At 46.3% G+C, this 20,564-nt stretch carries 18 protein-coding genes and 1 pseudogene; 2 read left to right on the top strand and 17 right to left on the bottom strand.

From position 1 onward, the window contains the following. Positions 1–12 precede the first annotated feature (12 nt). From dltX to mce, 5 genes are all read right to left on the bottom strand, one after another. Positions 13–171, bottom strand: coding sequence for a teichoic acid D-Ala incorporation-associated protein DltX (dltX, locus tag GFC30_RS12480; RefSeq protein WP_148660403.1), 159 nt, complete (start codon positions 169–171; stop codon positions 13–15). Positions 172–295: 124 nt separating this feature from the next. Beyond that, on the bottom strand, positions 296–754 hold the full coding sequence (locus GFC30_RS12485) for a chemotaxis protein CheW (RefSeq protein WP_066326073.1): 459 nt from the start codon (positions 752–754) through the stop codon (positions 296–298). A gap of 94 nt (positions 755–848) precedes the next feature. Next, positions 849–1,967, bottom strand: coding sequence for a tripeptidase T (locus GFC30_RS12490; protein WP_066326074.1), 1,119 nt, complete (start codon positions 1,965–1,967; stop codon positions 849–851). Positions 1,968–2,077: 110 nt separating this feature from the next. Continuing rightward, positions 2,078–3,628: an acyl-CoA carboxylase subunit beta gene (locus GFC30_RS12495; RefSeq protein WP_066326076.1), complete on the bottom strand. Its 1,551-nt coding sequence runs from the start codon at positions 3,626–3,628 to the stop codon at positions 2,078–2,080. Further along, the gene (mce, locus tag GFC30_RS12500; protein WP_066326078.1) at positions 3,625–4,050 is read right to left on the bottom strand and encodes a methylmalonyl-CoA epimerase; all 426 of its coding nucleotides are present in this window, start codon (positions 4,048–4,050) and stop codon (positions 3,625–3,627) included. The genes GFC30_RS12495 and mce overlap by 4 nt, the downstream gene beginning before the upstream one ends. 169 nt (positions 4,051–4,219) lie before the next feature. Between mce and prli42 the strand changes: the two genes are divergently transcribed. Then, entirely contained in the window at positions 4,220–4,315 is a 96-nt protein-coding gene (prli42, locus tag GFC30_RS17815; RefSeq protein WP_158512137.1) for a stressosome-associated protein Prli42, read from the top strand. 97 nt (positions 4,316–4,412) lie between these two features. Here prli42 and GFC30_RS12505 read toward each other — a convergent pair whose 3' ends face one another. From GFC30_RS12505 to GFC30_RS12550, 10 genes and pseudogenes are all read right to left on the bottom strand, one after another. Continuing rightward, positions 4,413–4,910: a L,D-transpeptidase gene (locus tag GFC30_RS12505; RefSeq protein WP_066326083.1), complete on the bottom strand. Its 498-nt coding sequence runs from the start codon at positions 4,908–4,910 to the stop codon at positions 4,413–4,415. A 58-nt stretch (positions 4,911–4,968) separates the two neighbouring features. After that, positions 4,969–5,919 carry an aromatic acid exporter family protein gene (locus GFC30_RS12510; protein ID WP_066326084.1) on the bottom strand — a complete coding sequence of 317 codons (951 nt, stop codon included), beginning with the start codon at positions 5,917–5,919 and terminating at the stop codon, positions 4,969–4,971. A 388-nt stretch (positions 5,920–6,307) separates the two neighbouring features. Further along, positions 6,308–7,030, bottom strand: a complete 723-nt coding sequence (locus GFC30_RS12515) for an amino acid ABC transporter ATP-binding protein (RefSeq protein ID WP_066326085.1) — start codon at positions 7,028–7,030, stop codon at positions 6,308–6,310. Continuing rightward, positions 7,023–7,682 (bottom strand): amino acid ABC transporter permease, encoded by a 660-nt coding sequence (locus GFC30_RS12520; protein WP_066326087.1) that lies wholly within the window; start codon positions 7,680–7,682, stop codon positions 7,023–7,025. Before GFC30_RS12520 ends, GFC30_RS12515 begins: the two co-directional genes overlap by 8 nt. Before the next feature lie 103 nt (positions 7,683–7,785). Continuing rightward, entirely contained in the window at positions 7,786–8,559 is a 774-nt protein-coding gene (locus GFC30_RS12525; protein WP_409978522.1) for a transporter substrate-binding domain-containing protein, read from the bottom strand. 237 nt (positions 8,560–8,796) lie between these two features. Then, positions 8,797–9,228: a BrxA/BrxB family bacilliredoxin gene (locus tag GFC30_RS12530; RefSeq protein ID WP_066326093.1), complete on the bottom strand. Its 432-nt coding sequence runs from the start codon at positions 9,226–9,228 to the stop codon at positions 8,797–8,799. A gap of 39 nt (positions 9,229–9,267) precedes the next feature. Then, the gene (gene meaB, locus GFC30_RS12535) at positions 9,268–10,371 is read right to left on the bottom strand and encodes a methylmalonyl Co-A mutase-associated GTPase MeaB (protein ID WP_066326095.1); all 1,104 of its coding nucleotides are present in this window, start codon (positions 10,369–10,371) and stop codon (positions 9,268–9,270) included. Further along, the gene (gene scpA, locus GFC30_RS12540) at positions 10,368–12,563 is read right to left on the bottom strand and encodes a methylmalonyl-CoA mutase (RefSeq protein WP_066326097.1); all 2,196 of its coding nucleotides are present in this window, start codon (positions 12,561–12,563) and stop codon (positions 10,368–10,370) included. The genes meaB and scpA overlap by 4 nt, the downstream gene beginning before the upstream one ends. Continuing rightward, positions 12,556–14,595, bottom strand: coding sequence for a methylmalonyl-CoA mutase family protein (locus tag GFC30_RS12545; RefSeq protein WP_066327386.1), 2,040 nt, complete (start codon positions 14,593–14,595; stop codon positions 12,556–12,558). Before GFC30_RS12545 ends, scpA begins: the two co-directional genes overlap by 8 nt. Positions 14,596–15,120: 525 nt before the next feature. Further along, positions 15,121–16,349 (bottom strand): annotated as a pseudogene (locus GFC30_RS12550) (IS110 family RNA-guided transposase). Positions 16,350–16,924: 575 nt separating this feature from the next. Between GFC30_RS12550 and iadA the strand changes: the two are divergent. After that, complete coding sequence (iadA, locus tag GFC30_RS12555; protein ID WP_066326099.1) at positions 16,925–18,097, top strand: beta-aspartyl-peptidase; 1,173 nt, start codon at positions 16,925–16,927, stop codon at positions 18,095–18,097. A gap of 40 nt (positions 18,098–18,137) precedes the next feature. On the opposite strand, the gene GFC30_RS12560 is transcribed toward iadA, so the two are convergent. Both GFC30_RS12560 and GFC30_RS12565 read right to left on the bottom strand, forming a co-directional pair. After that, on the bottom strand, positions 18,138–19,448 hold the full coding sequence (locus GFC30_RS12560) for a dihydrolipoamide acetyltransferase family protein (RefSeq protein ID WP_066326100.1): 1,311 nt from the start codon (positions 19,446–19,448) through the stop codon (positions 18,138–18,140). A 120-nt stretch (positions 19,449–19,568) separates the two neighbouring features. After that, on the bottom strand, positions 19,569–20,552 hold the full coding sequence (locus GFC30_RS12565) for an alpha-ketoacid dehydrogenase subunit beta (RefSeq protein WP_066326101.1): 984 nt from the start codon (positions 20,550–20,552) through the stop codon (positions 19,569–19,571). Positions 20,553–20,564: the final 12 nt, after the last annotated feature.

Below are 20,564 nucleotides of genomic sequence, written 5' to 3' on the forward strand. Positions count from 1 at the left end.
ACCCCCCCCTTTTTAAAACTCATTGTAAATAAACGCGCTAGAGTTCGTCATTTTAAATCCGTAAATCATTAATAACCCTAACAGTATAAGTAAATAGTATGACATTCTTATCGTCCACCATACATAAGGTAATTGAAAAAATGTTTTTATCTTATGAATAACAGTCCCCATATGTCCCCCTCCTGACTTAACAACATAATACATGAAAATGAAAAACAGATTAAAAGAAAAATAAAAGTTTATTCATCCTTTAAGATACCAACGAATCCACATCATGTAAACATAAAAAGAGCCACTATTTAGTGGCTTCCATCTGTTTTTTCAAGTCCATTGCGCCTTCTAAACTAATAAATAAACGATTTGGGTCCAACAACGTAATAAGTCGATCGGGCAAATTAGCAACCCCAGTAAAATACGGAGCGTTTCGGTACGCCAATAAGTTCACTTGCTTGATCGTCTCTTCTGGAAGGTCGATAATTTCTTTCGCTTCATCGACAATAAATGCCACCGTTAATAGTTCTGTGTGAGCGACAACTAACCGCGTTCTCTCTGTGACAACGTATGGACGACGATAAAAAATGCGCGTCGTATCCAATACCGGTACTAACTCACCGCGAATGCGAACAACCCCTACGACATACTCCGGCATATGCGGAATTCCTGTCGGCTCGCTCATTTTTTCAATCGACACGACATACTCTACAGGAATGGCATATTGCTCTTCCTTAAGCTGAAATACGACTACTTTACTCACAACACTTCTCTCCCCATCCACTGCGATATTTTTATTATACTATAAGCATTAGGAAAGACGAAGAGCATCCTATGAACGGATGCCCTATTCTTTATTATTTCGCCACTTCTTCGATAATTGCGATAACCATTTCTGTTGTTTTCACTAATTCTTCAATTGGCATACGCTCGTTTGTCGTATGAATTTCTTCATATCCGACCGCTAAATTGACCGTTGGAATGCCAAAGCCTGCAATGACATTCGCGTCGCTTCCCCCACCGCTATGAAGAAGCTCGCACGGACGGCCAATTTTTGCAGCTGCCCGTTTCGCCACTTCGACAACATGATCGCCGTCACCGAATTTAAACCCGGGATACATGACTTCTACATGCACATCCGCACGACCACCCATTTCTTCTGCCACTCGCTCAAACGCTTCTTTCATTTTTGCGACTTGCGCTTCCATTTTTTCCGGAACAAGCGAGCGCGCTTCCGCTAAAATATCGACACGATCACAAACGATGTTCGTTTGCGTTCCCCCTTCAAAACGACCGATGTTTGCCGTCGTTTCCTCATCAATACGACCAAGCGGCATTTGCGCAATTGCTTTAGATGCAATTGTAATTGCTGATACGCCGCGCTCCGGCGCAACGCCCGCATGGGCCGTTTTTCCATGAACGACAACCTTTAATTTTGCTTGTGTCGGTGCCGCCACGATGATGTTGCCGACTTTTCCGTCGCTGTCTAACGCATAGCCAAATTTCGCCTGAATAAGCGATGGATCGAGCGCTTTCGCCCCGACAAGCCCGGACTCTTCTCCGACAGTAATAATAAACTGAATCGTACCGTGCGCGATTTGTTTTTCTTTTAACACACGAATCGCCTCGAACATCGCGGCTAAGCCAGCTTTGTCGTCCGCTCCTAAAATCGTCGTACCATCCGTGATGATGTAGCCATCTTGAATCGACGGTTTGACCCCTTTCCCTGGAACAACCGTATCCATATGCGACGTGAAATAAATCGGATCTACTCCTTCTTTTGTCGCCTCTAATGTACAAATTAAGTTGCCCGCGCCATGACCTGTTTTTTCAGTTGTATCATCTTCCACAACATGCAATCCAAGCACCGCAAACTTTTGCTTCAATACTTTCGCAATCTCCCCCTCATCTTTCGTTTCCGAATCAATTTGCACAAGCTCTAAAAATTCGTCGACTAAACGCTGTTCGTTTACCATGCCACTATAGCCTCCCTATATGTATCGAAAAATACTATACAAAAAAAGTATACACGATTCCGCTCTATCTGTCATAGGCAAAAAGCCTCCGCGAAATGCGGAGGAAAACGTTACAGCGGAATATTGCCGTGTTTTTTCTTTGGCCGCTCTTCATGCTTATGGCGAAGCATGTCCAATGCTTGAATGAGTTTGATTCGTGTATCGCGCGGATCGATGACGTCATCAACCATTCCGTATTTCGCTGCCACATACGGATTGGCAAATTTGTCGCGGTATTCTTCAATTTTTTGCGCTCTTGTTTCTTCTGGATTCGGACTGTTTTCGATTTCGCTCGCAAAAATAATGTTAGCTGCTCCTTGTGGTCCCATTACCGCGATTTCCGCGTTCGGCCATGCATACACCACATCTGCCCCAATCGACTTACTGTTTAACGCAACATATGCTCCACCGTATGCTTTCCGTAAAATCACTGTAATTTTCGGCACGGTCGCTTCCGAGTAGGCATATAAAATTTTCGCCCCGTGGCGGATGATGCCTCCATGCTCTTGTTTGACGCCAGGGAAAAAGCCCGTCACATCTTCAAACGTAATAATCGGGATATTGAACGAGTCACAAAAACGAATAAATCGGGCCGCTTTATCGGACGAATCGATATCAAGTCCGCCCGCCATAAACTTCGGCTGGTTGCACACAAGCCCGACGACTTCTCCTTTCATGCGGGCGAAACCGACGACAATATTTTTCGCGAAATCTTTTTGCACTTCCATAAACGATCCTTCATCGACGACTTGCAGCACAACGTTGCGCACATCATACGGCCTGACCGCATCGACCGGAATTACATCTGCTAAATCTGGACGATAGTCATCCTCGTTCGTAACAGGCACGACCGGTGGTTTTTCTTGGCAGTTTGCTGGCAAATAACTCAGCAATCGGCGCACTTGCGCAAGCACTTCCTCTTCTGTCGTCCCAGCAAAATGCGCGTTTCCGCTAATCGTATTATGAACGCGCGCCCCCCCTAAATCCTCAGCACTAATTTTCTCGCCTGTTACTGTTTCGATTACTTTTGGACCGGTAATAAACATTTGGCTCGTCTTTTCGACCATAAAAACAAAGTCAGTAATCGCTGGCGAATACACGGCGCCTCCAGCACACGGTCCCATAATAACCGAAATTTGCGGAATCACGCCTGAATAGATCGAGTTGCGGTAAAAAATATGTCCGTATCCGTCTAGTGACAATACCCCTTCTTGAATGCGCGCGCCTCCAGAGTCGTTCAATCCGATCACTGGCGCGCCTGTTTTCGCCGCCAAATCCATAATATTAGCAATTTTCTTTGCATGCATTTCCCCTAATGCGCCGCCAAACACCGTAAAATCTTGCGAAAAGACAAAGACGGTGCGTCCATCAATTTTGCCGTATCCAGTCACAACACCATCGCCCGGTCCCTTTTTTCCTTCTAAACCAAAATCGGTGCAACGGTGTTCAATAAACGGATTTAACTCGACAAACGTTCCTTCGTCTAGTAAAAGGTCAATGCGTTCGCGCGCGGTAAGCTTGCCTTTTGCGTGCTGCTTTTCAATTTTATCGTCGCCGCCACCTAGCTCAATTTCCCGGCGGCGGTCGTATAGTTCATTAATTTTTTCATACATATCCATCATTCGTGATGCACCCCTTTGTCCGTTCTTTCACATAGCTCATATAACACCCCATATGCAGATTTCGGATGCATAAATGCAACGAGTGCACCACCAGCGCCCGTTTTTGGCGCTTCATGAATCATGCGGATTCCATTTGCTTTCAATTCGTCAATGCGCGCTTGAATATCATCCACGCCAAGCGCCACATGGTGAATGCCTTCCCCTCGTTTCGCGATAAACGCCGCCACTGCACTATCTGGTGACGTCGGCTCAAGCAGCTCGAGCTTTACGTCCCCCACTTTCAAAAACGCAACTTTTACTTTTTCTGATTCGACTTCTTCTAGGCCGAGCAGCTCGAGCTGCAATATATCTACGTAGAATGGCAGCGCTTTCTCGATAGACGAAACAGCGATGCCAATATGATCTACCTTCTTTATGTTCATTCGTCCATCCCCCTTTGCTGTGAATATTTTTGAAACATTATGTGTTTTCGACCTTTCGACAAAAAATCCTGCCAATCGACTTTCGAAAAAACACATTTTTTGCTTGTTCGCTCCAAAAAATAACGATACAATGTTACATGGCAATATGTTTTTATAGGGAGGAACAAATATGTCCCGCAAAACAACACAAAAAATTGTCGTGTACTTAATGCTCGGTTCCATGTTGCTAACGACTGTTCTCACAGGAATTAGAATGTGGTTTTAGAGCGACAAACAACCGTCGCCTTTTTTGTTTTTACATTGAACTACTCCCACTTTCCCTTAGAAGTGGGAGATTCCTACGAATTTCGCTCTCATAAACCCTACTGCATTGCCCCTTGTCGCTTCACGAGCGACTCAAACGATTCGCTACTTCGGACGATCCACACTTTTGCTCCTATTGGCACTTGGTCGTATAGCTTTTCAACGTCTCGGTTATACATTCGTACACATCCTTGCGTAATGTACTTTCCGATCGACTGCGGATTATTGGTTCCATGAATGCCGTAAGTTCTTCCATCCGTATCGTTTGCATCAAAACCGATCCATCTCGTGCCAAGCGGATTGCTTGGCACGCCGCCAGGAATATTTTTCTTCCGATAATACGGGTTTTTCGCCTTAATCTTGACGGTAAACAACCCTTCGGGCGTGAGCGCTGTTGTCACCCCTGTTGCCACTGGATAAATGGCTTCAATCTTTTCACTTTGCACAAAAGCTAACTTGTTGATCGCTTTATTGACGATAATTAATGGCTTCGAAGCAGCGGATGATGTCGTCCCAAACGAAAGGAAAAGTAGTAATAATGAAATCAATAGTCGCATCCAACCCCACCTTTTGCTTTTTTATAGTGTGAGGCAAAAGATAGAGCTGCATTCACATTTATGATAAAGGATGAAATTGGCTTTTAATAATTAAATACTGCTCCAATTCTTTCACAAGGTGCAACAGCGCTGCCCTCTCTTCAAACTCTTCTCGCGTCTTCGGCAGCGGCATTCTCTCGGCTTGTTTCTTCATTTCATGGAGCTGACGAAGAAAGCGATCTGCTGTATTTCCAGGGTGGATCGCATCGCTAAGTTCATCAATAAAATTGGCAACCGCCATACGCTGCTCAACCGTATATGTAAAAGAAGTGACAAGTGGCAATACTCGCTCGATAATTTCAAACTGCTTTTCGCGCATCCGGAAATAATGGTAATACCCTTCCTCATTGCGCCAAAAATGATTTTCTGCATTGCGCCATGCAAGAGCCTTGGCCTCGCGTAACACATCAGCCACGAGCATCAATTCTTTTCCATCCCAATTGCTTTCATTTGTTCGCAAATATTTAACGATTTCTTTGAAAATGATACGAAATAAATCTTCCACAATCCTCTGATGCTCTTTCAATTTGCTTTCGACACTTGGCATATACATATTGACAATCAAAGCAACCCCGATACCGATAGTAATAAGGAAAACTTCATTTATCACCATGTCGAACGTAAATCGTTTTGCTGAATAAAAATGAAGAATAACAACCGAGCTTGTTGCAATACCGTCTGTCAATCTTAAGCGAACAGTTGTCGGAATAAATAAAAGAAGTAACAACCCGACGATGATCGGATGGTAAGCGATTCCTTCGAAAAATACAAAAGAAAAAACGATCGCAATAAGACAAGCAAGAAAACGTGCCCACGCCGTTTCAAGCGATTTCTTTTTTGTCACCTGAATGCATAATAGCGTAATAATTCCCGCCGAAGCGAAGTTAGAAAGATCAAAATGCTGTGCTACAATTATCGAAATCGCCACACCGATGGCTGTTTTTATTGTACGGTATCCTATTTTCAACATAACATAAGCTCCTTGTCATCCCAGGCATGTTGATTAACCATTAAAAAACAGTTGATTTCTCCTTATTCCTAGCTTTTCTGCCGTAGTCGGCAAGCGGTTCGCTTGCCGGCTGGGAGTATTACCATGCCCTCCTCGAACAATGAACGCTTTGCGGACAAATGACATTTATCCGCCGGCGTTCTTGTTCGAGAGAAGAGGCAAAAAAGCTTGTGTTTAGCTATATAATTGTTTGTTTTTAGTAAAATAATCGATAATGAACAATCGTGATGTCATCCATTTCCTTGAATACAATAATGAATAATCGACACTCGTGTTTTAATGCAATCGTTCTAATTATTTTTCTTGTACTATAAACAAAATAAAAAGGTGATCTTCGACCACCTTTTTATTATAACATTTTTTCAAGAAATTCCTGCGCCCGTTTGCTTTTCGGTGATGCAAAAAATTCACTCGGCGGCGCATCTTCAACAAGTTGTCCGCCATCTAAAAAGAGCACTCGGTCAGCCACCTCTCGAGCAAATCCCATTTCATGTGTCACAATCGCCATTGTCATCCCTGTATGAGCAAGAGATTTCATGACTTCTAATACTTCTTTCACCATTTCCGGATCAAGCGCCGAGGTCGGCTCATCAAACAACATTACTTCAGGCGACATCGCAAGCGCACGAGCAATGGCAACACGTTGTTTTTGACCACCTGACAATCGGCCAGGATATTCATTCGCTTTTTCCGCTAAACCAACTTTGCGCAACAATTCCATCCCTTTTGCTTCCGCCTCTTGTTTCGCTACCCCTTTTACTTTCATCGGAGCGTACATTAAATTTTCCAACACGGTCATATGAGGGAATAAATGGAAATGTTGAAACACCATCCCGACATTTTGTCGCACTTTCATAATATCCGTTTTGCGATCGGTGATCTCTTGACCACCAATCCAAATCTTCCCTTTCGTCGGCTCTTCCAGTAAGTTCATACAACGAAGAAATGTTGATTTTCCCGACCCTGAAGGACCGATAATGGCAACGACTTCACCTTGTGCGATCGTTGTCGTGATACCTTTAAGTACCTCAAGCTTACCAAATGATTTATGAAGATCGACTACTTTAATCACTTTTTCTCATTCTCCCTTCAACCGCTTTGCCAAGCAGCGTGAGGATCATTACTAAAACATAATAAATCAATCCAGCGACAAGCAACGGCTCAAAAAACGCGTATTTTTGACCACCAACAATATAGGCGCGCCGCATAATGTCAGTTGCTCCAATGACAGTGACGACAGCCGATTCCTTTGTTAATGTAATAAATTCATTCATTAATGCTGGTAGAATGTTTTTAAGTGCCTGTGGCAAAATAATATCTAGCATCATCCGTCGATATGGAACACCAAGAGCCATTGCCGCTTCCCGTTGTCCTTTATCAACCGCTAAAATTCCTGCGCGGATAATTTCAGAAATATACGCAGCAGAGTTTAAACCAAACGCAATAACCGCAGCTGGAAACGCCTCAATTTCAAAGCCGATGATTTGCGGCAAGCCGAAGTAAATAATCATGAGCTGCAGGACAAGCGGGGTGCCGCGAAACACAGACGTATACGCGTCAGCAAGCCACGTCAACAGCTTGATTCGTCCAATCTTAAACAACGCCAAAATAATACCAAGCACAAAACCTAACAAGGCGGCGAATGCGACGATTTTCAAAGTGACAGTAATGCCTTGCAAGATGTACGGTATCGATGGCACGATTTGCGAGAAATTAAGATTCACGCGAAAAACCGTCCTTCCCTCATATAATCAAAAAGAGTCTGACTCAACGCGCCTCTCACACGGTTTTGCCGCGGTACGAAACGCGTTTTGAGCCATCCTCACATTATTGTTGGTCAAACCATTTTTTGATCAGCTTGTCCACTTCACCGTTTTTCATTTTTTCCTTCAATACTTTGTTGAATTCCGCTGTCAGCTTGCTTCCTTTCGGGAATGCGATCGCGGAACCGGCTTCTTCTTCGTTTGTCGGAATCGTTGTTCCTTCTAACTTTCCGCCGCTATTTTTAATATAACCTTTTGCAACCGTGTCCTCGATAATCGCTGCATCGAAGCGACCAGCTTGAATTTCTTGGATGAGCTCTGGAATACGGTTGCGGCTTTCAAGCTTCATATGAATCGTTTTCGAAAGCTTCTGTGCTTCTCCTTCTTGAATCGAACCCGTTTGTACACCGACCGTTTTCCCTTTTAAATCTTTAACGGTTTTAATACCGCTTCCTTTTTTCGTCACAATCATATTTCTTGCAACATAGTACACATCAGAAAAATCGACGTTTTTCTTGCGTTCTTTTGTCGGTGTCATCCCAGCCAACACGAAATCTACTTTTCCAGATTGCAGCGCCGGAATCAACCCGCTAAAATCCATATCCACGATTTCAAATTTGTAGCCAAGTTCGTCGGCAATCATTTTCGCTAAATCAACATCGAATCCTATAATTTCATCACCTTTGGCTGTGTCTATATACTCAAACGGAGCATAGTCAGCCGATGTTCCCATTTTTAGTACTTTCTTTTCTTCACTGGCTTGCTTTCCTGTCTTTTCTTTCGATGTACCGCACGCAGATAGCAAGCCAATTAATAAAATGCTAGATACCAATAACATAACCCATTTTTTCACAAAAGAATCCCCCTTTTTTCTCTAAAAATTTTAAAAAGTTTTAATAATATTATGAGATAAGTTTTTTATGATTGCAATCATTTTTCAAAATGAATATAAATGAAACAATTTGTATAATAACACACTCGTTAATAATTATGCAATTACTTTTTTAAATATAATTTTCACGTTATAAAAATAAAAGGATCTGCTCTTTCGAAAAGAAACAGATCCTTCAGTTATTTACACCTCATCGCAATATTGCTCAAACGCTGCTTGCAATTTTTGAATGACAGCGACCGGCTCATGCCCTTCGATTTCGTGGCGCGGAATCATCGTGCAAAGCTTTCCGTCCTTTAGCAGCGCGAACGACGGCGAAGACGGTGGATGCCCGTCAAAATATTCTCTTGCTCTTGCCGTTGCTTCTTTGTCTTGACCAGCAAATACCGTTACTAAATAATCGGGGCGCTTATCGTAATGAATCGCATGTGCTGCCGCAGGGCGCGCAATGCCGCCGGCGCAGCCACAAACAGAGTTAATCATTACTAACGTTGTTCCTTTGCGCGCAAACGCTTGATCGACGTCTTTGGGTGTGCGCAACTCTTCATAGCCTGCCGCTACGATCTCGCGGCGCGCCTGTTCGACGATGTCGTTAAAAAGTTGAAACTGAAACACATTATCCCTCCTTTCCTTCTATCGTACCACATTTTTTCGTTATTCCCTACTCTCATATGCTGCAATGAGTTCTTGCACTGCTTGTGTGACCGCTTTCGTTCCCGACATGACGTGGTTTTCGATAATCGGCAATTTTTCTCTCACACGCGGATTGGCGAAAAAGCTTGTTTCTAAATAGTCTTTAATCATCGCATATACCCAATCTTTTAGTTGATGGCGGCGACGTGTGTCAAATACGCCCGATTGTTTCGTTACAGCGACAAACGTTTCAACGACGCGCCAAACGTCCTCAATTCCTTCACCGTAAAGCGCTGAGCACGTATACGCCTTCGTTTCCCATCCTGGCGTTGCCGGACGCAAGTAATGGAGAAATTGGTTATATTCTTCTTTTGCCGCCAACGCTTTTGGTTTGTTATCCCCGTCCGCTTTATTAATGACGACCGCATCGACAAGCTCCATAATTCCTTTTTTCATTCCTTGCAGTTCATCGCCTGCTCCTGTAAGTGCCAAAAGCATAAAGAAATCAACCATCCCGCGCACAACGAACTCACTTTGTCCAACTCCAACCGTTTCGACTAAAATGACGTCATAGCCAGCCGCTTCGCATAAAAGCATCGTTTCCCGCGTTTTCCGATGCACGCCGCCAAGCGTTCCGCCCGATGGCGACGGACGGATAAAGGCGCGCGGATGTCGGGCTAAGTTTTCCATTCGTGTTTTATCGCCAAGAATGCTGCCGCCAGTTATTGAGCTGCTCGGATCGACGGCTAATACCGCGACCCGATGCCCTTGTTCACATAAAAACTGTCCGAACGCTTCAATAAACGTACTCTTCCCTGCCCCTGGTACACCGGTAATGCCGATGCGAACCGATTTTCCGACATAAGGGAGCAATTCATTTAAAATTTGTTGTGCCGTTTCCATATGTTTCGCCGCATTGCTTTCGACAAGGGTAATCGCTTGCGCTAAAATCGTGCGGTCATTGTTACGTACCCCTTCGACATACTCAGCGACTGAACGCTCTTTTCGCTTCACAAAGCGTGGAGACGCTTTTGGCGCTATTTCGCTTCCTTTAACGTACGCGGTCGCAAACTCATCCGCCCGCTCATTAGGCGCCCATTCTGGTCGGGATGTATGTTCATTCATTGCTCCACTTCCTCATAACCGAGCCGCTTGTAAATTTCCCGCAATACTTTTTCAGCAGCAGTCGGAATAATCGTCCCTGGACCGAAAATGGCGGCAGCGCCATGTTCGTATAAAAACTCATAATCTTGCGGCGGAATGACGCCCCCGACGACGACTAAAATGTCTTCGCGCCCTAATTTGCGCAATTCTTCAACAAGCTGCGGCAACAACGTTTTATGCCCTGCCGCAAGCGAACTCATACCGACGACGTGTACATCGTTTTCAACCGCTTGCCGCGCCGTTTCTTCTGGCGTTTGAAAAAGCGGTCCGATATCGACGTCAAAACCTAAATCGGCAAATGCGGTCGCAATGACTTTCGCGCCGCGGTCGTGCCCGTCTTGCCCCATTTTAGCGATCATAATGCGCGGTCTACGCCCTTCGAGTTCATAAAACTCGTCCGTCATTTTTTTCACGCGCGCAATTTCTTCTTCGTTCGTAAATTCCGCGCTGTAAACACCGCTAATCGAGCGGATGACGGCTTTATGGCGCTTCGCTACTTTTTCAATTGCATACGAAATTTCACCTAACGTCGCACGTGCACGAGCAGCTTCTACCGCCAATTCCAACAAATTTCCTTCGCCTGTTTCCGTCGCTTTTGTAATCGCATCTAACGCGCGCTGGACACGCTCTTCGTCGCGAGAAGCTCGCAATTGTTTTAGTTTTTCGATTTGCCGCTCTCTAACAGCCGTATTATCAACTTCTAAAATGTCAATCGGTACTTCTTTTTCCGGACGGTATTTGTTCACGCCAATAATCGTTTCCGCCCCAGAATCAATTTTTGCCTGCCGTCTTGCCGCTGCTTCTTCAATGCGCATTTTTGGAAGCCCTGTGTCAATCGCTTTCGCCATCCCACCTAAGTTTTCAACTTCTTCAATATGCTTCCACGCACGCTTCATGAGTTCGTTCGTCAACGTTTCAACGTAATACGAACCTGCCCAAGGATCAATGACGCGGCAAATACCTGTTTCTTCTTGCAAATAAAGCTGTGTATTGCGAGCGATGCGCGCCGAAAAATCAGTCGGTAGGGCAATTGCTTCATCAAGCGCGTTCGTATGGAGCGACTGCGTATGCCCCATCGCCGCTGCGTGTGCTTCAATCAACGTGCGAACCACATTGTTGAACGGGTCTTGTTCGGTTAAACTCCAGCCCGATGTTTGCGAATGTGTTCGCAGTGCTAACGACTTCGGATTTCTCGGGTTAAATGTTTTCATCATTTTCGCCCAAATCACGCGCGCCGCACGCATTTTTGCCACTTCCATAAAATAGTTCATGCCAATCGCCCAGAAAAACGACAAACGCGGTGCGAACGAATCGATATCAATTCCTGCTTTTAAACCTGTGCGCACATATTCGAGCCCGTCCGCAAGCGTATATGCAAGTTCAATATCCGCTGGCGCACCTGCTTCCTGCATATGGTAGCCAGAAATGCTAATGCTGTTAAATCTCGGCATATATTTTGCGGTATAGGCAAAAATGTCGGCGATAATGCGCATCGACGTTTCTGGTGGGTAAATGTACGTATTGCGCACCATATACTCTTTTAAAATGTCGTTTTGAATCGTCCCCGATAGCTTATCTTGCGTGACGCCTTGTTCTTCCGCCGTCACGATATAAAACGCCATAATCGGTAGTACGGCACCGTTCATTGTCATCGATACCGACATTTGGTCAAGCGGAATGCCGTCAAACAAAATTTTCATATCTAAAATCGAATCGATTGCTACCCCTGCTTTTCCGACATCGCCGACGACACGCGGATGATCGGAATCATAGCCACGATGCGTCGCAAGGTCAAACGCAACCGACAGGCCTTTTTGCCCCATTGCTAAATTGCGGCGGTAAAAAGCGTTGCTTTCTTCTGCCGTCGAAAAGCCTGCATATTGGCGAATCGTCCATGGACGGTTGATGTACATCGATGGATACGGTCCGCGCAAATATGGTGGAATGCCTGGCATGTAATCTAAGAAATCCAACCCTTCCATGTCCTTGTTTGTATAAAGCGGCTTCACCGCAATTTGTTCGTTCGTTTGAAACAGCAAATCGTCAAGCGACGACTGCAACTTTTGCTCAATCGCCTGCTTCCATTCTTGTTCGCTCGTTTGCGCGCCCAGTATGTGTAGCGAAACGTTCGTAAAGTCGACCTTTTTACTCATCAAGAGCCACCCCCATCTCGTTCATAACCGTGACAAGCGTTTCGTAACAGTTGGAACCGATATGAATAAACCCGTCCACTCCCGCTTGAACAAACGTTTCTTCCACATGCGGCTCTTGCTTTCCTGCGACGTACAACTTTACATGCGGAGCCGCTTTTTTCAGCTCAGCGGCAATCGTCGGAACGGCATCAACATAGCTTTCGTCTGTGCCGCATACGACATAATGCGACTCTCCTAGCGCCAGCGCTCCTGCAACCGCTTCTTCCGTCGACATGGATCCGTCATTTTTCACAACAGCAAAACCGCCCGCTTCAAAAAATCCAGTAATGAAATCGGCTCTTGCTTTATGGTTCGGAATCGTTCCGAGGTTGATGAGCGCCACAGTCGGACGGCGTCCCGTCTTTTCAAGGCAGACTTCCGCCGCTTGCCGCAACTGTTCAAACGGCGCAGCAAGGCGCCATTGCCGAATTGATTGAACAGCGATGGAAGAATCGTTTCCTTTCATTGCTTCCATTATTTCTTGAGCGGTTGCTCGATTCGCTGCCGCATATAAAGCCGTTTCGAGCCATTTTTTCTCGCTGAACCCCGCTTTAAGCTCGGCGATTCGCTCCTCGTCGAGCGATTGCTCGCTAGACGTGCGCGCAATCCCATTTGTCCGCTTCACGGACGTTTCGGCTACATTCGCATAAAAGTTCGTGCCCACGATTTTTTCTTTGCGCGTTTTCACATGATGCTCGCGTTGTTTCGCCACTTTCTCTACTTCCGCTTGCACAAATCCTTCCTCGAGCGCTTTTGCCATGCCGCCCTTCGCATCAATTTGCTGGAATAGCTGCCACGCTTGCTCAGCCACTTGCGCCGTCAATGTTTCTACATAGTAGGAGCCCCCAGCCGGATCAATCACTTTGCCCATATGCGCTTCTTCGCGCAAAATGAGCTGCGTATTGCGGGCGATTCGTCTTGAAAACTCGTCCGCTGGCTGAATCGCTTCATCAAACGGCGAAACGTGCAAGCTGTCCGCGCCGCCGACGACTGCGGCAAACGCTTCGCCGGTCGCGCGCAACATGTTCACATACGGGTCATACACCGTTTTGGTAAAATAAGACGTGCGCGCGTGAACGTTCAGCTTTTTCGCCTCTTCGCTGCCGCCGAACGCTTCGATAATATTCGCCCAAATGAGGCGTGCGGCGCGAAGCTTCGCAATCTCCATAAAGAAATTCGCGCCAATCGCAAACGAAAAGCTGATGCGCGTTGCTGCCTCATCAACCGACAACCCGCGCTGGAGAGATTCATTCATATATTCAACCGCTGTCGCAAAGGCAAACGCCAATTCTTGCACCGCATTCGCTCCGCCGTGATGGTACGGCTCGCCGTGAACGATGATCGTTCTGACGTTCGGCATATGTTCTCTCGCCCACTTCGTCACATCTGCCATCACGTCGTATAGATTCTCTAGTGATGCCGGAAGCTCGCCGTTTTGTACAAGCAAAGCGAGCGGATCCATCCCAACCGTGCCGCGCAGCGCATCGACTGGTAGTTGCTCCTTCTGCAAATAAGCAGTAAACAGCGCTAAAAACGGCAAAGAACTTGCCCCCGCATCGACGCGAAGCGAATAGCGTTCAAGCGGAATGCCAGAAAACATCGTTTCTACATCTTCAAGCGTTGTCACGGAAAAGCCGAGACGGTCGAGTACAAAATGGATTTCCGTCTGTCCTCTCGCGATGTCGTGTTTTGCAATTTCGTTCCATTCTTGCGGGCTTGACGCAGATAGTTCTTGGCTGACCGCCCAAGGCTTTTGGACATATCCGTCCGGTTCCGTTCCGCGCACATACCCGCTAAACCCAGGGTATTGTTCAATTGAAAGCGATTGCAGATCGTGCCTTGTGTAAATCGGCTTGAGCTGCAATTGCTCATATGTCATCGAATATAGCTTTTCAATGGGCTTTCCTTTTAAAGACTTCTCAACTTCTTGTTTCCATTCCTCATAAGTTGGAACCGGAAACGCCCTATTTTTCATTGTGGAAATATCCGTCACCAACAATCCCTCCCCTTTGTGCCTTACGTACTCACAAGAAAGCGTTTACTTTTGAATTTTAAAAAAAGTGATATAATTTCATTTTAGTACATATAAACGCCCTGAGCAATGAACAAAACTTATTTCTCGTAGCCGTAAAAAGTGCACTATATAAATGCGCATTGAAGTGTTAACATTTTTCGACTGTCGGGCGACCGAACAACACCTCTCTTAGACAAATGAATTTGTCTGAGAAGGGGCTCGCTGTTCGGTTCTCCGTCACACGAACGCGTGACGCAGGCAAGCCTTTGGCTTGCCTCGGACAGTCGAAAACATAAATTAAACTCCCCAGTTGCATGTGTATAATGTTAATATAGTATACAAGTTCACATTCGCAAAGTCCTGCAGTAATATGTCAAGGTGAAAAATCATCGAAATTGGAAATTCATTTGTCCGATGACCCGAAAAAAGGCAATACTAAAGAAGCCCAGTCTTGTCTTGTGTCATTAACTGGGTTTTGATACAAATTGAGTTAGATCGATACCCCTATCGATCTTCCCCCTTTCTTGGCGTGTAGATTTGACCGTTGCGTAGCAGCGCATCGATCACACGCACGAGTTTTCTAGCAGTGAGGACGAGGGCTCGTTTATGTTGATGTTTTGGCACTTCCTCATACTTTTTCCGATAGTACGTGCGAAACGTCTCATCATGCCGTTGTACCCAGTTGGCAGCCTCCACTAGGTAGTAACGGAGATAGCGATTACCGGAACGAATGAGGGAAGTATCCTCGGCTTGGAAGCGCCCCGATTGGTGCTTGGACCAAGTCAGACCTGCATACTTCGCTAAGGCGGCTTGGTTGTCAAATCGCTCGATTTGTCCAATTTCGGCTAAGATATCAGCGGCGTGGACTGGACCGATGCCAGGAATCGTTTGTAACGTATTCGGGATGCCTTCCAAATGGCGAGTAATCGCTTTGTCGAGCTCTTTGATTTGCGCTTGAAGGCTGCGAATGGATTGAATCGACAGCCCTAAAAGCAAATCAATGGAATCCTCGACACACTTGGAAAGCCGATACGACGAACGAGCCGCCTTTTGAATGGACTTGGCGATGCATTCCGGATCGGCAAAACGATTGCGTCCTTTTTGTCCCAAGAAATCGGCAAGTTGCTGCACGTCCATCTGAGAGATTTCGTCTAAGCTAAACGACTTGAGAAGAAGCTCTAAGATGGCATGTCCAAACACGGAACCGTCCACCTCTTGAGTAAACGAGCTACACTTGTAAAACAAGTGCTGGAGGAAGTACTGCTTTTCCCGAGTCAGCGATGGACGAGATGATAGCGCATGCGTGTGAGTCGCTGAAGCGCAATAAACTGTTCGTGCATGACAGCCGTGACTTTCAAACGGCCGAAGCGAAGGCGATCCGCGATGATCCACGCATCGATGCCGTCCGTTTTATCCAAGTCGGTGTAAGCTTCTTTAAATTTGTGAATGAGCTTTGGATGGATAGTAAACACCTTGACATGCCAGGATTTTAGCTCCTCCTGTTGATGGAAAAACATCGCCGGATGCCAGCTATAGACGGAAGTGGCTTCCATCCTGATGAGAATTTCGGATGGTTGGCGTTTGTTGGCCCACAGGAGGATTTGATCGCGAAGGAAGGTTGCGCAAAGGAGATAGTTGTCCACCTTGAATTGTGCGCAAGTGTTTCCTTCTTGATCCATGATACAGGTGTATAAGTCCGTTGAGCTCACGTCAATCCCGATGTAGGGTTTCATGAGATCACCTCCAATCGTAGTAGGATCGTGGGGTTGGGACTTTTCGTGATGCCCTCGGATTGCGCCTGTTGACCAGTCACCCTCGCGTATGAGAACTCACGTTGGACCATGGGCTGCCTAGAAGTAAAGAAAAGCGGAGAACGATCCTTGACGCAGCCAAGGAAACATCCGACGGAAGCGCAAGCTTTCGACGAGACGTGCGTGCACGTCGATGGAGAAAGCGGACGCAGAGGAGGATGTTAGTTCGGAGCTAGACATAATGCTCCTTCCAGCATGGGAAACCAACGTCGAGCCTCGAGGTTAGATGTCCGAACAGGAGCCGAGGAGACAGACTTTTCAAGTAGTCAAAGCTACAGGAGGAAGAAGAGTGTCCCCGATGATCCTCAAGATCATTATCCAAGAACATCGCGAAAAGTCCAACCCCGATGTTTGTGAAATATGTTTGCGACCCACGGGGGAGGGGCGCCCCTCCCCGTGGGCAAGTCACCCAAGAATATGCGATTGTCAAGGAGCATATCGAACTGGAAATTCGATTTAAAAATCTTTCTAAACATACTATACGAGGAGGAATAGCGTTGTTAACATTGATTCAGAACGGGGAACTATATACTCCTGAGTATTTAGGAAAAAAGGATATTTTGTTAGTAAATAATAAAATTGGCTATATTCGTGACCGAATTGATCTACCGTCATCGTTTGTTGACATTGAGATCATTGATGCTTGTGGAAAATATATCGTCCCCGGCTTCATTGATGCCCACGTACATATTATCGGTGGGGGTGGGGAAGGGAGCTATCGCACACGAACACCGGAAATTCAACTGTCGGATGCGACACAAGCCGGCATTACAACGTTGGTCGGGGTGATTGGAACGGATGGGACGACAAGAACGATGCCGAGTTTAATTGCCAAAGCCCGGGCGCTTGAAGAAGAGGGAATTTCTTGTTTTGTCCACACTGGCTCATATCAGATCCCTGTCAAAACGTTAACCGGAAAAATTGAAGATGACCTCATCTTAGTTGATAAAATTATCGGCGTAGGAGAAATTGCCATTGCTGACCATCGCTCTTCGCAGCCGACGTTAGAGGAATTAGCAAAAATCGCTGCGGCTGCGAGGATTGGGGGGATGCTGTCAGGAAAAGCGGGGGTGGTAAACATTCATGTTGGTGACAGCCCTTCATGCTTGCACCTGATTGAAGAAGTCGTCGAACAAACGGACATCCCAATTACGCAGTTCTATCCAACTCACATCAACCGCAATCCACATTTATTTAAGGCAGGGATTCGTTTCGCTAAAAACGGGGGATTCGTCGATTTTACCACAAGTTCCATTCCAAAATTTTTGGACGAAGGGGAAGTGAAATGCAGCATCGGTTTAAAATATATGCTCGATGCAGGGGTCGCAATTTCGCAAATTACGTTCACATCGGACGGACAAGCAAGTTTGCCTGATTTTAATGAAAAAGGAGAACTTGTTGGACTTAAATTGGGAAAGGTAGCGAGTTTATACCATGAAGTAAGAGATGCTGTTTTGAATGAAAATATTCCGCTAGATGTCGCGATTCGTGTCATTACAGAAAATCCAGCGCGTATTTTAAAACTGAAGCAAAAAGGAAGCATCGCTGAGGGAAAAGATGCGGATCTTGTTCTACTTGACAGGAACTATCACATCGATTCGGTCATTGCCATGGGACGATTAATGGTGAAGCATGGACAGGCCATTGTCAAAGGAACATTTGAAGAATAACCAAAACCCACCGCTTTATGTAAAGCGGTGGGTTTTGGTATTAATAGATCGGCGTATTGTCTTTGGATATGTTTTCCAAAATTTCTTTGACGCGCGCTAAGAAGCGGCCGCAGATGAGACCGTCAAGCACGCGGTGGTCAAGCGACAAGCATAAGTTGACCATGTCGCGAACCGCGAGCATTCCGTCTTTCACAACCGGACGTTTCACGATCGATTCGACTTGTAAAATCGCCGCTTGCGGATAGTTGATAATGCCCATCGATTGCACCGAACCGAATGAACCGGTGTTGTTTACTGTGAACGTGCCGCCTTGCATGTCTTCTGGACGAAGCTTGCCGGCGCGCACTTTTGCTGCCAACTCGGCGATTTCACGGGCAATGCCTTTGATCGTTTTCTCGTCGGCATGTTTAATGACCGGCACGAATAGTGCGTCGTCTGTCGCCACCGCAATCGAAATGTTAATGTCTTTTTTCTGCACAATTTTGTCGCCCGCCCACATCGAGTTCATTTGTGGGAATTCTTTTAACGCTTGCGCGACCGCTTTGACAAAGAACGCAAAGTATGTTAAGTTAAAGCCTTCGCGCTTTTTGAACTCATCTTTGATGGAGTCACGGTAAGCCACTAGGTTCGTGACATCGACTTCGACCATCGTCCACGCATGCGGCGCTTCGTGCTTGCTGCGAAGCATGTTTGTCGCGATTGCTTTCCGAACTGGTGTGACAGGGATTTCAATATCGCCTGCTTGAACTGGAACGCTAGGCGCAGCCGCTTGTTTTGGCGCTGCCGCAGCGACAGGCGCTTCCGCTTTCGGCGCTTCTTGCACCGTTTGCACAGACGCTTGAACAGGAGCGGATGCTTGACTTGGCGTTGGAATGTTGCCAGACTCGATTAATTTCAACACGTCTTTACGCGTAATACGTCCGCCCATGCCTGTTCCTTGTACTTGTTCAAGGTCGATATTATGTTCTTGGGCAAGGCGAAGAACAGCTGGGGAATACCGTCCTTTTTCTCCCGCTGGCTTTTTCGGCGCTGCAGCTTGTACTTGCGCTGGTGCAGCCGCTTCTGCTTTCGGTGCTTCTTCTTGTTTTGTTTCTGTTCCTGCCCCTTCTCCTTCTGTTTCCATCGTGCAAATGACCGCACCAACCGGCAATGTTTCGCCTTCTTGTGCGATAATTTCTTTAATTACGCCTGTAAACGACGAAGGAATTTCCGCGTTTACTTTATCCGTCATCACTTCTGCGATTGGGTCGTATTTATTTACTTTATCGCCGACAGAAACGAGCCATTTGCTAATCGTGCCTTCCGTGACACTTTCACCTAACTGCGGCATAGTAATTTTTTCGATTGCCACGTCGATGACCTCCTATTATGTTCTGTTCATGTATGAGGATGACACGGCAAGCGCCCGCTTGCCGCGCCGTTTCATTTTGCCATCTATAGCTTCGCCAAGGACCTTTTTCCGCTTTTCGGGTTAGAATGCTGCTAACTCGCGCATAGCTTTTTCGACTTTGTCTGGGTTAACCATAAAGAATTTTTCCATCGTCGGCGCATATGGCATTGCTGGAACGTCTGGACCAGCGAGGCGCATAATTGGCGCATCTAAGTCAAATAAACAATGCTCGGCAATAATTGCCGCCACTTCGCTCATAATGCTGCCTTCTTTATTGTCTTCTGTCACAAGCAACACTTTTCCTGTTTTACTTGCGGCTTCAATAATCGCTTCTTTATCGAGCGGGTAAACGGTGCGCAAGTCTAGTACGTGAGCAGAAATGCCATCTTGCGCGACGCGCTCTGCCGCTTGCAACGCAAAATGGACGCATAATCCGTACGTAATCACGGTGATGTCTTCGCCTTCGCGTTTCACGTCCGCTTTGCCGATCGGCAATACGTAATCGTCTGTAGGCACTTCGCCTTTAATTAAGCGATATGCGCGTTTATGCTCGAAAAATAAGACTGGATCTTCGTCGCGAATCGCTGCTTTTAACAATCCTTTGACGTCATATGGTGTCGATGGCATAACAATTTTTAGCCCCGGCTGATTCGCAAATACTGCTTCCACCGATTGCGAATGGTAAAGAGCTCCGTGCACGCCGCCGCCATATGGCGCACGAATGACGATTGGGCAGTTCCAGTCGTTGTTTGAACGGTAGCGAATCCGCGCAGCTTCCGAAATAATTTGGTTGACAGCTGGCATAATGAAATCCGCAAACTGAATTTCTGCAATCGGACGCAGCCCGTACATCGCCGCACCAATTCCTACCCCAACAATCGCTGATTCGGCAAGCGGCGTATCGATGACGCGCTCTTCCCCAAATTGCTCGTATAGCCCTTGCGTTGCTTTAAATACCCCGCCTTTTTTACCAACGTCTTCCCCTAGGACAAAAACGCGCGGGTCTCGTTCCATTTCTTCACGAATCGCCATCGTAACGGCATCAATATATGAAATGACTGGCATCGATAAGTTCCC

Origin of the sequence: Anoxybacillus amylolyticus (assembly GCF_001634285.1) — a bacterium.
Taxonomy (GTDB): domain Bacteria; phylum Bacillota; class Bacilli; order Bacillales; family Anoxybacillaceae; genus Anoxybacteroides; species Anoxybacteroides amylolyticum.